Origin of the sequence: Carboxylicivirga litoralis, from assembly GCF_025499605.1 — a bacterium.
In the GTDB taxonomy this organism is placed as follows: domain Bacteria; phylum Bacteroidota; class Bacteroidia; order Bacteroidales; family Marinilabiliaceae; genus Carboxylicivirga; species Carboxylicivirga litoralis.
This window is the reverse complement of sequence record NZ_JAFMVC010000003.1, coordinates 175,592-188,227: the sequence shown is the minus strand read 5'-3', so window position 1 is coordinate 188,227 and position 12,636 is coordinate 175,592. Positions and strand designations below refer to the sequence as shown.

General features: G+C 37.3%; 12 protein-coding genes and 1 tRNA gene. 10 read left to right on the top strand and 3 right to left on the bottom strand.

Annotation, left to right across the window (positions count from 1 at the left end):
- Positions 1 to 187: 187 nt before the first annotated feature.
- Both J1N10_RS04610 and J1N10_RS04605 read right to left on the bottom strand, forming a co-directional pair.
- Complete coding sequence (locus tag J1N10_RS04610) at positions 188 to 1,657, bottom strand: aminotransferase class V-fold PLP-dependent enzyme (protein ID WP_262325501.1); 1,470 nt, start codon at positions 1,655 to 1,657, stop codon at positions 188 to 190.
- Between the two features lie 144 nt (positions 1,658 to 1,801).
- Positions 1,802 to 2,488 carry a DNA alkylation repair protein gene (locus J1N10_RS04605; RefSeq protein WP_262325500.1) on the bottom strand — a complete coding sequence of 229 codons (687 nt, stop codon included), beginning with the start codon at positions 2,486 to 2,488 and terminating at the stop codon, positions 1,802 to 1,804.
- Positions 2,489 to 2,598: 110 nt separating this feature from the next.
- On the opposite strand from J1N10_RS04605, the gene J1N10_RS04600 reads away from it, so the two are divergent.
- Positions 2,599 to 2,674 (top strand) — tRNA-His (locus J1N10_RS04600).
- A 357-nt stretch (positions 2,675 to 3,031) separates the two neighbouring features.
- Here the strand turns inward: J1N10_RS04600 and J1N10_RS21285 are convergent.
- Positions 3,032 to 3,169 carry a hypothetical protein gene (locus J1N10_RS21285; protein WP_410053434.1) on the bottom strand — a complete coding sequence of 46 codons (138 nt, stop codon included), beginning with the start codon at positions 3,167 to 3,169 and terminating at the stop codon, positions 3,032 to 3,034.
- A 330-nt stretch (positions 3,170 to 3,499) separates the two neighbouring features.
- Here J1N10_RS21285 and J1N10_RS04595 point away from each other — a divergent pair, with 330 nt between their 5' ends.
- The 9 genes from J1N10_RS04595 (at position 3,500) to J1N10_RS04555 (ending at position 12,612) form a co-directional block, all read left to right on the top strand.
- On the top strand, positions 3,500 to 4,729 hold the full coding sequence (locus tag J1N10_RS04595; protein WP_262325499.1) for a site-specific integrase: 1,230 nt from the start codon (positions 3,500 to 3,502) through the stop codon (positions 4,727 to 4,729).
- Positions 4,730 to 4,758: 29 nt separating this feature from the next.
- Entirely contained in the window at positions 4,759 to 6,864 is a 2,106-nt protein-coding gene (locus tag J1N10_RS04590; protein ID WP_262325498.1) for a DUF6617 family protein, read from the top strand.
- Positions 6,865 to 7,006: 142 nt separating this feature from the next.
- The gene (locus J1N10_RS04585) at positions 7,007 to 7,309 is read left to right on the top strand and encodes a helix-turn-helix domain-containing protein (RefSeq protein ID WP_262325497.1); all 303 of its coding nucleotides are present in this window, start codon (positions 7,007 to 7,009) and stop codon (positions 7,307 to 7,309) included.
- A gap of 2 nt (positions 7,310 to 7,311) precedes the next feature.
- Positions 7,312 to 7,584, top strand: a complete 273-nt coding sequence (locus J1N10_RS04580; protein WP_262325496.1) for a helix-turn-helix domain-containing protein — start codon at positions 7,312 to 7,314, stop codon at positions 7,582 to 7,584.
- Positions 7,581 to 8,339 (top strand): hypothetical protein, encoded by a 759-nt coding sequence (locus J1N10_RS04575; protein ID WP_262325495.1) that lies wholly within the window; start codon positions 7,581 to 7,583, stop codon positions 8,337 to 8,339. The genes J1N10_RS04580 and J1N10_RS04575 overlap by 4 nt, the downstream gene beginning before the upstream one ends.
- Positions 8,340 to 8,468: 129 nt before the next feature.
- On the top strand, positions 8,469 to 9,041 hold the full coding sequence (locus J1N10_RS04570) for a hypothetical protein (protein WP_262325494.1): 573 nt from the start codon (positions 8,469 to 8,471) through the stop codon (positions 9,039 to 9,041).
- Positions 9,038 to 9,859, top strand: coding sequence for a hypothetical protein (locus tag J1N10_RS04565; protein ID WP_262325493.1), 822 nt, complete (start codon positions 9,038 to 9,040; stop codon positions 9,857 to 9,859). Before J1N10_RS04570 ends, J1N10_RS04565 begins: the two co-directional genes overlap by 4 nt.
- 22 nt (positions 9,860 to 9,881) lie before the next feature.
- On the top strand, positions 9,882 to 11,474 hold the full coding sequence (locus J1N10_RS04560) for a type I restriction-modification system subunit M (protein ID WP_262325492.1): 1,593 nt from the start codon (positions 9,882 to 9,884) through the stop codon (positions 11,472 to 11,474).
- Entirely contained in the window at positions 11,464 to 12,612 is a 1,149-nt protein-coding gene (locus tag J1N10_RS04555) for a restriction endonuclease subunit S (RefSeq protein WP_262325491.1), read from the top strand. The genes J1N10_RS04560 and J1N10_RS04555 overlap by 11 nt, the downstream gene beginning before the upstream one ends.
- Positions 12,613 to 12,636 lie beyond the last annotated feature (24 nt).

Sequence of the window (12,636 nt, the reverse complement as noted above, 5' to 3'; positions counted from 1 at the left end):
TTATTTGATTTCAGCTGTGATACAGCCCATAACAGAAACGTTATCTGAATAAGATTATCAAGCGAGATTATTATTTAGTCAAAATAAAGTTCACCCTTTTTAACAAAAAGGTCAACAGTAATTAGTACAAAACAAAAAAGAGCGAACCATAACGATTCGCTCTTCTAATACTTTTTAAAACCTCTTTCTAAAACGAGAACCAAGTGTCGTAGTCTTCAGGCTTTTTATGTGGCACCGCTTTATGAAAATATTCATTGTGTGCAGGTACATAATTGTAGTCGCCCTCCATAACACGCCATTTTTCGGCCACTTCTCTTACCGATTTGATTAAGTAGTCCACCTCCTCACCTGTCATAGTTGGGTGGATAGACATACGAATCCAACCGGGTTTTTCGGATAAATCACCTTTATTAATCTTACTGGTAATCTTATTGGATGTGTAATAATCTACGTGTAACAAATAATGTCCATAGGTACCAGCACAAGAGCAACCACCACGTACCTGAATACCATAATGGTCATTCAACAAACGAACGGCCAGGTTGAAATGCAAATTATCGATATAAAAAGAGATAGCTCCCAGTCGCTGCTCTACATTATCGGCCAAAATATTCATACCCGGTATTTGTCGGAATTCTTTGAATATTTTTGCAATAATCTCATTCTCGCGAGCATGGATATTATCTATACCCATTTCTTCTTTTAGCTTAATCACCATGGCAGCTTTTATTGACTGCAAAAACCCTGGTGTACCACCATCTTCGCGTGCTTCAATATCATCAATATAGCGGTATTTACCCCAGCGGTTGGTCCAGTCAACCGTACCACCTCCTGAATTATCAGGTGACGAATTGTGGTACAAAGCCCGGTTAAACACCATAACACCTGAGCTTCCCGGTCCACCTAAGAATTTGTGTGGCGAGAAAAAGATGGCATCAAGGCTTTCCAAAGGATCGCCCGGATGCATATTAATTGTATCGTATGGAGCAGAAGCTGCAAAATCAACAAAACAAAACCCTCCATTTTCGTGCATAATACGTGCCAGCTGGTGGTATGGCGTTCGAACCCCCGTAACATTGGAGCAAGCACTAAACGAACCAATTTTAAGCGTTCTGTTTTTATATTTTTCTACTTCCCGCCTCAAAGCATCAGGATTAACCAACAACTGATCATCGGGCTCAATGACCACCACGTCGGCATTGGTTTCTAACCATGAGGTATGATTAGAGTGGTGCTCCAGATGCGTGAGAAACACAACAGGGCGTTGATCAACCGGAATAGAACAAAAACGCTGAGCTTGCTCAGGCACACGCATACCCAAGATACGTTGTAGTTTATTAATCACATTGGTCATTCCAAAGCCGGCCGTGATAATTAAATCATCTATCCCCGCATTAACATGGCGTTTGATAATCTGGTGCGAGTGCTTATAAATATTGGTCATAATCATACCCGTGTCACTCGACTCGGAATGCGTATTGGCCACCATCGGACCAATCTTATCCTTCATCAGCTCTTCAATAGGTTCGTATAATCGACCACTGGCAATCCAATCAGCATAAATCAAAGGTTTTTCACCATACGGTGTTTGGATGGTCGCATCCCACCCAATGGTATTTTTTCTATACTTCTCAAAATGCTTCTCCAATGTACTCATGAAAACCTCTATTTAAATTACTATTCTCTCCAACAGAACGTTAAAGAACACGAAACACTCGTAACTTCACAAATATATATATTATACCATGAATAAAAACATGATTTTTCACCAAATAACACCCCTTCAAACGAAACCCAAATGCTAACTATTAGCCATAAAATCAAGCTCATTAAACAGCTCCTCAGCCAACATTTGCTTGTTCATTTCACCTGAACTATTTAAGGATTGAGCAAACGCTTTTATTTCTTCCTTCTCTTGAGGACAATGACGTAATTTCATACGCAAAGCAAACGATAACGCCTTCATAATAAATAAGTCTTCACTACTTCTCAAAGCATTTACTAATTCAGACACATTAATACTTTTAACATCGGCTCGTGTCTGCAATAAGCGCCCCACCGTATAGAAAGCTGTAGCTAACAAATGCTTATTCTCTCCGGCCAACCATTCTAAAATAATGTTCTCAATATTATGAACTCGCGTCCATAAAAACATGGATGTCCGCTCTACCAAATCTTTGTTATTAATTTGCTTCGCCCAATCTCTGCAAAAATCCAGAGTCATATTCTCTGTCGGGACAATTAAAGCAGCCAGTAACATCATTTCCCGCACTTCAGAGAACCACATGCGCTCGGCCACTTCAAAACTGACAGGTATGCGTTTGGCTAATTGTTTTAAATGTGGTATACCAACCCCGTAATTAATCCTGTAATCTATGCCACTCCTTTCCATTTGTTCAGTAGTAGCACCATTCATGTGTAATCTTAGCTGAGCCTGCACCCAACTCATTTCTTTTTCTATCTTCTGATTTTCAACAAAAAACCTCATATCTACCATAAATAAACAGATACAAAGGAAAAGTTTTTTTTGATTTTTTTAGTTGGTTCTTGCAAATATTAAAACACAAATACTATCTTTGCAATCGCAAAAACAAAAATGGTGGTTGTAGCTCAGCTGGTTAGAGCGCTGGATTGTGGTTCCAGAGGTCGCCGGTTCGAAACCGGTCTTCCACCCAAAAGCCTCAGTTAGAAATAGCTGAGGCTTTTTTTTGTACAATAACATAACAAAACGGGGCGCACCTAAAATGCAGATCAGAAATAAATTCTGGATCTATGGATAAACTTCCCTCAACACACCCGCCTTACAACAATCAACACACCGCGCTAATAACTAAGATACCATAAAGCTATACTTAATACATATATCAGTCATATTAAACTCAATAAAGATCGAATTTAATATGAGTTTAGTATGAGTTAACTATGACTTTACTTTGAGTTTACCCAATCAAAGGTACTCTGTAAGTATAGACCTTGACAAAGCCAGAGGTAAATCTTCTTATTCACATGTAAAGTGATTGCTAAAAACGCTTTAGGAATTAGATAGATAAAATGTAATCAGCAAACTTAAAGCTAAATAGTCATCTGCCATGCAGGTTCTCAACATCTCCTTCGCCCTTAACTTTTGGGTTTTGACCGTATTCACTGAGATATTCAATTTTGATGCTATTTCTTCTACGATAAATCTATTAGTCCTAAATTGACAGTTGCATGCAAATTACATTTGCGAAACAAAACAAAAGCCACTTACAAAAAGATGTAAGTGGCTTTCTTTTAAGGGGTGGGCCCACCTGGGCTTGAACCAGGGACCCCCTGATTATGAGTCATTTCTATTTACCTTCTCTTTCTTTCTAAAGTTTTCTTATAGCCTGTATATCTGTACTTTATATAGTTATTTATTATTCTTTTTAACTCTTATTTGTTGTTTTTGTATGCATTTGTATGTATCTTGTATGTAGAATTAAAATTTATATCATACCCATTTACAGACACATACACTATGAACGGCGTAACAACATCTGTAATTTTAGACAAAAGAATACAGAAAAAAGACAAGACCTATGCAGTTAAACTGAGGGTTACACACAACCGGATTCAAAAATATTATCCTATTAATGTGTTCTTAACAGTTGACGAATGGGAAAAGGTACATTCAGAAAAACCACGCAAAACCTATAAAGACCATCTGCTATATTTCAACGAGGTTGAGCTTAAGGCCCGGGCAGTAGTAAAAGAAATCCACCCTTTTACTTTTACTGCATTTGAAAAGAAATTCAATCAGGCACCACGCTCTTCAATCGATGTATTTTCAGCCTTTCAGTCCTATATAGATGACTTATTAAAAGAAGGAAGAGCAAGCACATCAGAAAGCTATCTGTGTGCGTTGAACTCCCTTAAAAAGCGTCAGGAAGCCAAAAGAAGAAAGAAGCTTAACTTCTGGGATGTTACACCAGATTGGCTGAAAGAATATGAAAAATGGATGGTTGCCGAAGGAAAATCCCGCACAACCATCGGCATTTACCTTAGAAGCTTACGCACAATATTAAACAATGCCATTGCCGAAGGTCATCTCGACCGCGAATCATATCCTTTTGGGAAAAGAAAATATCAAATACCAGCCTCCAACAATAAGAAAAAAGCCTTAACCATTGAGCAGATTGGACAGCTTGTGAAGTATGAGCCACAGAACAAGTACGAGGCTAAGGCGCGTGATTTATGGTTATTTAGCTATTTATGCAATGGTGTAAATGTGAAGGATATTGCGCGTTTAAAATACAGCAGCATCAGCAACAATAAAATACACTTCTATAGGGCTAAAACTGAGAGAACCTCAAAGCACGATTTACAAGAAATTACGGTTGTTTTACTTCCTGAAATCGAAAAGATAATTGATAAATGGGGTGTTAAACCTATTGAATCCGACACTTATATCTTTGGTATAATAAGTAAAGACGATACGCCCGAACAGGAACTGGCAAAAGTCAAAAGTGCCATAAAATCGATTAACAAATTCATGGACCGCATAGGTAAAAATATAGGATTACCCTTTAAGCCTACAACCTATTTTGCACGCCACTCATTTGCAACTGTTTTAAAACGCTCCGGTGCGCCCACCGAGTTTATCAAAGAAAGCCTGGGGCACAAGGATTTAAAAACAACCGAACACTATTTAGATAGTTTTGATGATGACTTTAAAGAATCATTCCAGAAAAAGCTATTAAATTTTTAACTTAGCCCTAAAGACAATAACCTAATCCTATGCAGTATAGTACCATTGAAGGCGTTGTTGAGGAAAAGTTTTATTCGATATACAACGAAGCTGCCGACAAAGCGGAACGTGATTTTAAAGAAAATTACCTTAAGGAAATAGAAGGCAAACATCTGCTTGAGCAATACAAATTCTTATCAGAGAAGTACAACTGGCTGGACGAAAAAGTTGATGACCTAAATCCTTTCTATACGGAAGGCTACGACAACACAGATGCACTGCTCAAGACCTTTGCCTCACGTTCATTCATTTTAAGGATTGACGAAAGTGAAATCCTTTGGGATAGCATCTATTTCAGCATCATAAAATCTAAAGTTGTTGACTTACTAAGTGAGGCTAAGAAGAAAATACCCCCATACACATATCAGGATTTTCTAAACGGTAAACACGACCCATATTTTTTGGAGCTCGATTACCTATACCACATAAGCAAAGAGGATTACTACGCCATTAAGATATGGCAGGTTGATAAATTTATTGATGTTGTTTCATACGAGTCTCAAATACTAATCACCCTTTTGCAAAAGGAATTGGAAAGCGAGTTGCGCCCACAGGATTATTTAAACAAACTGAAACAATTCTATGAATCGAGAATTGAAGGACAGTTATTTGAAGATGCGGAAGACCTGGTCAGCCAATTAAAAAAGCTCCCTTTTATGAAAGGTTGCGACTTTTCGAAATTAAATCAGCCTTCTGCGCTGGCTAATTTCATTAAGTTCTCTGAAAATATTATTTATTGGGGACAAATAACACCTCCAAACATAAAACAGATTAAAGCCATTATGGAACAAAACCCTACGGCTGCATTTACCCCGGCCTACACTTTGTTTTATTCCATAAATAAAGTAATGCTCTGGGTAGATGATGCGCTTGATTCTGGCAACTTCTTTCAACCCATTGAAGCGCCTAATCTAGAAGATATTTTCACCTCTACTTGCCAAAATGCGGAACAACTTGCCGAGAAGAAAATAAGGACGCTTTCAAAGGGTTTTTCTCGCTTATCAGTTAATGATAAAAAACAACGCCTGTATGACATTTTAGAAGGTTTGCGCCATGAATTAAATGAAGAAGGACTATTTCAAGACTACTATCAGGTCATTTACAATGAGTCTGTAGTGAAATACTTTCTCTTCACTAATGCCTTTATGAGTAACCAACCAGACAGACACATTGAGCATTTTACCAAAGCATGGGTGATTAATGAGTGCTTGGAGCATTTTTGGTCTGAATGGGGTGACCTTACAGGCAAGGTTCAAATTAGTATGATTGGCAAAGCTTCTTTTGACTTTATGGAGGCAATGCAGATGGTTCGTGCAATGCCTTTCGATGTTGATTTATACAGACGCATTAGCAACATGTTTGAAAAAGTAGCGAATAGCTTGGAATCTCATCGCACACCTATAGATTTCATCCAACGCAACCTTGAAGAAGCAATGCGTGATTTATTTTTCGACTGTATTGAAAACCTATCAGCTCACTTGGCTAAAAGTCCAATCCCCCATAAAGATGCATACATTAGTTCAAAGCTAAATGATTTACGCATCCGCCAGATTGAACTTAAAAGGTACGAAGGACGTATCAATAGAAAGTCAGAAGACACATACACCAAAATCTTTCAGGATTGTCTGGAAGCACAAAAGCAGTACATTAATGATTTCAGAAATATTGATTTCACACCCATACTAAATAGCATGTCCAGGGCTCAGGCCAAACAACTACCTGAGAAAAGAGAGTTTACTTTTGGCTTAAAACCAACTGCCAATTCATTATTGAACCTTATTAAGGCCTTAACGGTTCATGTCAACTTTTTAAACACCGATTTAACTTCACCGCAAGATTTGTACGATGTACTAAGCGCAGAAAACACCTTAGAACTGGATATTAAAATTCATTTCGGGTGCTATACCAATCGGGTGGCTTATATCATTGACAAACTCAAACCCTATTTTAAAAATTTAAATCCCACTTCAATCGGTCATTCAGGCCTGTTTTTTACTAATGGAGGAAATGAACTTAGCAGGTCAAATCTATACTCAAACAAAGTTTCCAATCCTTCCGGTAAGGCAAAAATTGACAACATCTTCAAAGAATTCTAAACAAAAACAATGAGATGTATGAGATATCTCATACCCATCTAATACTTCCATTGCTGCCCTTATGGCTTCAAACTACTTTTGGATAAACGTTTGAAAATAAAGGCTTGCGCAAGTCTCATTATTAACTTCAAAAAAGATTAGAATGAGCCAGGAAGAATTAATTATGGTACGCTTAGAAACCATAGAAAAAAAACTGACGGAACAGGCATTAGCCACTAAGACAGTCTTAAACTTTAACGAAGGTGCCTCGTTTCTCGATTTAAGTAAAAGTCACCTCTATAAACTAACATCACAAAAACGCATTCCGCATTTTTGCCCCGAGGGTAAGAAAATCTATTTCCTGCGTGAAGACCTGCAAAACTGGTTACTGCGTAACCGTCAGGAGGAAGAACAAACAGTCGAAGAGCGCTTGAATAGTTTAACCATTGGTAACGGGGAGGGCTGATTATGCAGGAAGTATTATTATTGGTTAAAACCATCCGTTCCGACATTCAAACCTTACAAACCAAGTTGGATAAGTTTGTAAAAACACATAGCCAACAGCTTAAAGAGGAATGGATAACTAAAGAGGAAGTGATGTCAATTCTTAACATCAGCCCTCGCAAGCTACAAACCATGCGCGATAACGGCACCTTACCCTTTTCACAGATTGATGGCAAAATGTATTACCGCGCCTCAGATGTCGAAAACCTGTTAAAGCATAACTATAGCAGGCGATGAACACAAGCTACCTGAGTATACCCGGTTCAATCTGTTGCCATGCAGTACAGAAAAAACGCATTTATGAACTTCAGTTGTTTTGCTGGCTGAAACTGCAATGTAGTGGACATTTCAAGCTCAACAATCAGTTATTAGATAAAGCTTACAGAGAATTGGCAATAACAAAGCTAACCTTAAAAAAACGGCTGAATAACCTGTTAAAATGGCGTTGGATTGGATTAAATAGAAATTCAGGTAGCTATCACATTAATAGCTTTAAGGTGTTGCATCGCCGCCTTGATGATACAACCATTATCAGCGGCCTATGGGATGGTTACGATTTCAAAAAGTTTAAAGGCTTTATTCAAGCCGTGGCACTTTACACCGTTGCAAAGAAAAAACAACATTATGAGTTTAAATTAGCCAAAGAAAACGGACGGAGAGCAGTTGCTGTCGGAATGAAAAAAGGACGTTCCAGTTTGAACGGTAACCTCCCGTCCTTCTCTTTACCCATACACTACATAGCAAAGAAACTAAACATTAAACCGGGCTATGTATCCAAAATGAAATCTGCTGCAAAATGCGCTAAGTTTATCAGTACACGCAAACAAAAAGAAGAAGTAAAAGACAGTGTTATGCAATCAAAGCACGCACGCAAGTACCACCCCGAGGCACATAAGTACTTCTTCAAAGATGGTAAACTATTTGAGCAACTACCCGACAAAATCACCTTCCTTTTTATTGCTAAACGCAATCGCAGATTAAAGCACAATTAACCTGTAAAAGTAAAACGTATCTTAAAGGATAATAATATTAAATCAAGATTGAGAACAGAAGCAAAAAAGATGATAACAATATATTTTGTACATTCGCCTTACCACGAACAAACTTACATTTCGTTTCACATGGCTTCTAAAATAAACCAAAAGGTTAAAGAGAATTATGATTTCTACAGTTCATTACTGTCAGAACGTAAATCAATATTTTCTGAAGTCATTGAAATAAATGAGACCGGGAACAATGAGAATACATTATCAAAACAAGAGGTTTTAAAGCACAAAAGCATTCCTGATAAGATGGTTTTAATTGTGGATGTTAAGTATAACAATCATCGTTTCTTCCAATTTAAACTACGTTATAAAGAATATATTCCCCAACCATTCTTCCGCTTTGATAGTGATGGTGACACCCATAGAAATAGAATAGATGGTGTTCCTTTAAGTGAACAATCAATTACAACGCCTCATTTTCATCAGTATAACAATGATGGGGTTGAGATTGCTTTTAAAACTGATAAGCTTATTAATGAAAAGGAATGTAAAGCTTTAGAAGATATTAATTTATGTATTGCTCATTTCTTTCAAGTGTCAAACACAAGGCTAAATAATGAAGATTATCCCTCGGTGAAAATTTCCTCAGATAAATTAGCCTTTTCCTTTAAAGATGATGACCCAAACCAAAATGTAACATTCCCATGAAACTTCAACAACTATTTGAAAATATAAAAGGGGAGTTTAATGCCTTATGGAAATATAAACAGCGTGGCGACACTTTAGAAATAGTCTGTCCTTATGCTACAACACAAAATAGATTTGTTTCTGTATTTGTTACTAAGCAAGGTAATGACTTCATCATTTCAGATGGAGCATGGGTTAGTGGAGGTATTTATAATGAAGAAGGATTAGGTGATGAATCATGCTTTATCAAAGTACTTGAACACTTTAGAAACGCTTACAATATTTTAGAAACGCATGCCAGCAATGGCAGCATTTATTATTATTTAAAAACATCTAATCCTATTGACATTCCGTCTAAGGTTTTTGACCTGTCAACATTCATTCAAAATATATTAAGTGTAGCCGATATAGCATTCGAAAACAAACAAGAAAAGGAATCAGTCAAACGCTTTGCTTCAAAAGCAAATAACTTTTTAAAATCATTTATTCCATCCTATAAGATAAAAGTAAATGACTATCTAAATCCAGATAAAAAAGAATTAAAATTCAATGCCTTATATTTTGCCTCACCAAGTAAGATAACATTGATTAATTATATTACGGGTAGTACCAATACTCATTTTTCAAATAGTATTTTCAAAGCCAATACTTTATTTGAAATGGCTGAAGCATCTATAATGCAACCTCATATTGCTGAAAAATTATCAGTGGTGGATACAGACGCATTAGGTTATAGCCCTGAAAAAATAGGACATTATTTACTCCATTTAGAGAGGCAGACCGCATCTAAAATTATAAATTGGGTTGAACGTGAAAAGCTTCAATCATTATTAAATTAAACACAATCACAATAAATATAAAATGTCAGAAGACCAAAAGAAACAACTCGAAGCACAGCTTTGGGGCATAGCAAACTTATTAAGAGGGAAGATTAGTGCAGACGATTACCGGGATTACATTCTCGGTTTTATCTTTTATAAGTACCTGAGTGAAAAACAATACCTCTATGCCAACGGATTACTGGAAGGCGAAGAAGTAACCGATTATAAAAAAGTAACCGACCCCGAAACATTAGAAGCCATCAAAGAAGAGTCGCTTTTAAAGCTAGGTTACTTTTTACAACCCAAAGAGTTGTTTTCCGAACTGGCAGCAAAAGGCAATGCCGACACCGAAAGCGAAAGCAACTACATCATAGAAGACCTTCAGGCCGTAATGAACCACATTGAACAAAGCACAATGGGTACTGAGTCGGAAGAAGACTTCAATGCACTGTTCGAAGACCTGGACTTAACGTCTACCAAAATAGGCCGTACAGTAGGCGCACGTAACGAAGTCATTGTAAAAATCCTCAATCACCTAGAGAAAATCGACTTTAAACTCGAAGAGATAGACTCTGACGTATTGGGCGATGCATACGAATACCTCATTGGTAAATTCGCTGCCGGAGCAGGTAAATCAGCCGGTGAGTTTTACACACCTCAACAGGTTAGTAAAATATTGGCAAAAGTTGTAACCACAGGCAAAACCAAGTTAAAATCGGTATATGACCCAACCTGCGGTTCGGGTTCTTTATTGTTACGTGTAGCGCGCGAGGTAAGCGATGTTAGTGAGTTTTACGGTCAGGAACTAAACCGCACTACTTATAACCTGGCACGCATGAATATGATTCTGCACGATGTTCACTTTCGTGAGTTTGATATTCAGCAGGAGGACACCTTGGAAAATCCGCAACACCTTGATAAACGTTTTGAAGCAGTAGTCGCTAATCCGCCTTTCTCAGCGCATTGGAAAAGCGATGCCAATCCATTAAACAACACCGACGAGCGCTTTAACCAATATGGCAAGTTAGCCCCTAAAACAAAAGCCGATTACGCCTTTGTACAACACATGATACACCAGTTAGCCGATAACGGAACCATGGCAACCGTATTGCCACATGGCGTATTATTCCGTGGTGCTGCCGAAGGAGTTATTCGTAAATACTTAATACAAGACCGAAACTATTTAGATGCAGTGATTGGCCTGCCAGCTAACATCTTTTACGGCACATCCATACCAACCTGTATTTTGGTATTTAAAAAGTGTCGCGAAGTTGATGACAACGTTGTTTTTATCGATGCCAGCGGCGAAAACCATTACATCAAAAACGGCAACCAAAACGAACTGCGCGATTCTGATGTGGATAAAATCATTGAAACCTATCGCAAGCGCGAAACAATAGATAAATACAGCTACGTTGCCACTCTGGAAGAAATAGCTGATAACGATTACAACCTCAATATTCCCCGCTATGTCGATACCTTCGAAGAGGAAGAAGAAATAGTATTAGGTGATGTTTCGAATCGATTAATTGCAATAGATAATGACCTTGAAGATGTTAACGCTGAAATTATTGGTTTCTGCGACGCACTAGGCATTGTTCCACCTTTTAAAGTTGAAGAGGATGGAAAATAATGTGCCACAATTACGATTTCCTGAATTTAAGGACCAATGGAGTAAACTATTCATTAAGGATAAATTTAATCTGATATCAGGCCAACACTTAAACCCAGATGAATATACTAATGAAAAAAATAATGGCTCTTTGCCATACTTCACGGGGCCATCTGATTTCACAAACAACAAAGATTGTGTAACCAAGTGGAATATTAAGAAAGGTAAAGTTGCTAAAGAGGGAGATATTCTAATAACAGTAAAAGGAAGTGGAGTTGGTACTCATATGTTCCTTAAACTAAAGGAGGTTACTATGGGGAGACAGCTAATGGCTATTAATCCTTTAGATGCTTCTTCTAGATTTCTGTATCATAAACTATTCAGTTTCAAAAATCATTATTTAGCCTTGGCTAGTGGGAATATGATTCCTGGTCTGTCTAGGGATGATATTCTAAAAACAAAGGTTTACTTCCCTACAACGGATGAACAAACCAAAATTGCCAACTTCCTCACCTCAGTGGATAAGCGCATTAACCTGCTCCAAAAAAAGAAAATCGAATTAGAGCAGTACAAAAAAGGCGTAATGCAAAAACTCTTCTCCCAAACCATCCGCTTTAAAGATGATAACGGCAATGATTTTCCGGATTGGAAGAGGAAAAAACTAGGTGAAATTTGCGAGATTAAAAAGGGTCAGCAGTTGAATAAAGAAGAGTTAACTGATAGAGGTTCTTTCCCTGCTATTAACGGAGGTATTGAACCTTCAGGATATACAGAAGAGTGGAATACTCCTGAAAATACAATTACGATTAGTGAAGGAGGTAACTCTTGCGGATATATTAATTTTATAAAAACAAATTTTTGGTCTGGTGGACATTGTTACTCTCTATTGAAACTAAATAATGTAGTTGATAATGTATTCTTATATCAATCTTTAAAGTTTAATGAGCATCGTATAATGAGATTACGAGTTGGCTCTGGATTACCTAACATCCAGAAAGGTGATATTAATAACTTTAAATTATTAATCCCATCCACAGATGAACAAAAGAAAATAGCCAACTTTCTTTTATCCATCGATAAATCCATTGAAAAAGTAGGCCAACAAATAGAAGAATCGGTAACCTTTAAAAAAGGCTTATTGCAAAAAATGTTTGTGTAAATGAACAAAAAGTAAACTTATAGG

What these genes read in the sequence shown, in the direction of transcription:
- J1N10_RS04590 (WP_262325498.1), top strand. Translation starts at nt 4,759, where the DNA reads ATGCAGTATAGTACCATTGAAGGCGTTGTTGAGGAAAAGTTTTATTCG.
- J1N10_RS04560 (WP_262325492.1), top strand. Translation starts at nt 9,882, where the DNA reads ATGTCAGAAGACCAAAAGAAACAACTCGAAGCACAGCTTTGGGGCATA.
- J1N10_RS04570 (WP_262325494.1), top strand. Translation starts at nt 8,469, where the DNA reads ATGGCTTCTAAAATAAACCAAAAGGTTAAAGAGAATTATGATTTCTAC.
- J1N10_RS04605 (WP_262325500.1), bottom strand. Translation starts at nt 2,488, where the DNA reads ATGAGGTTTTTTGTTGAAAATCAGAAGATAGAAAAAGAAATGAGTTGG.
- J1N10_RS04555 (WP_262325491.1), top strand. Translation starts at nt 11,464, where the DNA reads ATGGAAAATAATGTGCCACAATTACGATTTCCTGAATTTAAGGACCAA.
- J1N10_RS04610 (WP_262325501.1), bottom strand. Translation starts at nt 1,657, where the DNA reads ATGAGTACATTGGAGAAGCATTTTGAGAAGTATAGAAAAAATACCATT.
- J1N10_RS04575 (WP_262325495.1), top strand. Translation starts at nt 7,581, where the DNA reads ATGAACACAAGCTACCTGAGTATACCCGGTTCAATCTGTTGCCATGCA.
- J1N10_RS04565 (WP_262325493.1), top strand. Translation starts at nt 9,038, where the DNA reads ATGAAACTTCAACAACTATTTGAAAATATAAAAGGGGAGTTTAATGCC.
- J1N10_RS04585 (WP_262325497.1), top strand. Translation starts at nt 7,007, where the DNA reads ATGAGCCAGGAAGAATTAATTATGGTACGCTTAGAAACCATAGAAAAA.
- J1N10_RS04580 (WP_262325496.1), top strand. Translation starts at nt 7,312, where the DNA reads ATGCAGGAAGTATTATTATTGGTTAAAACCATCCGTTCCGACATTCAA.
- J1N10_RS04595 (WP_262325499.1), top strand. Translation starts at nt 3,500, where the DNA reads ATGAACGGCGTAACAACATCTGTAATTTTAGACAAAAGAATACAGAAA.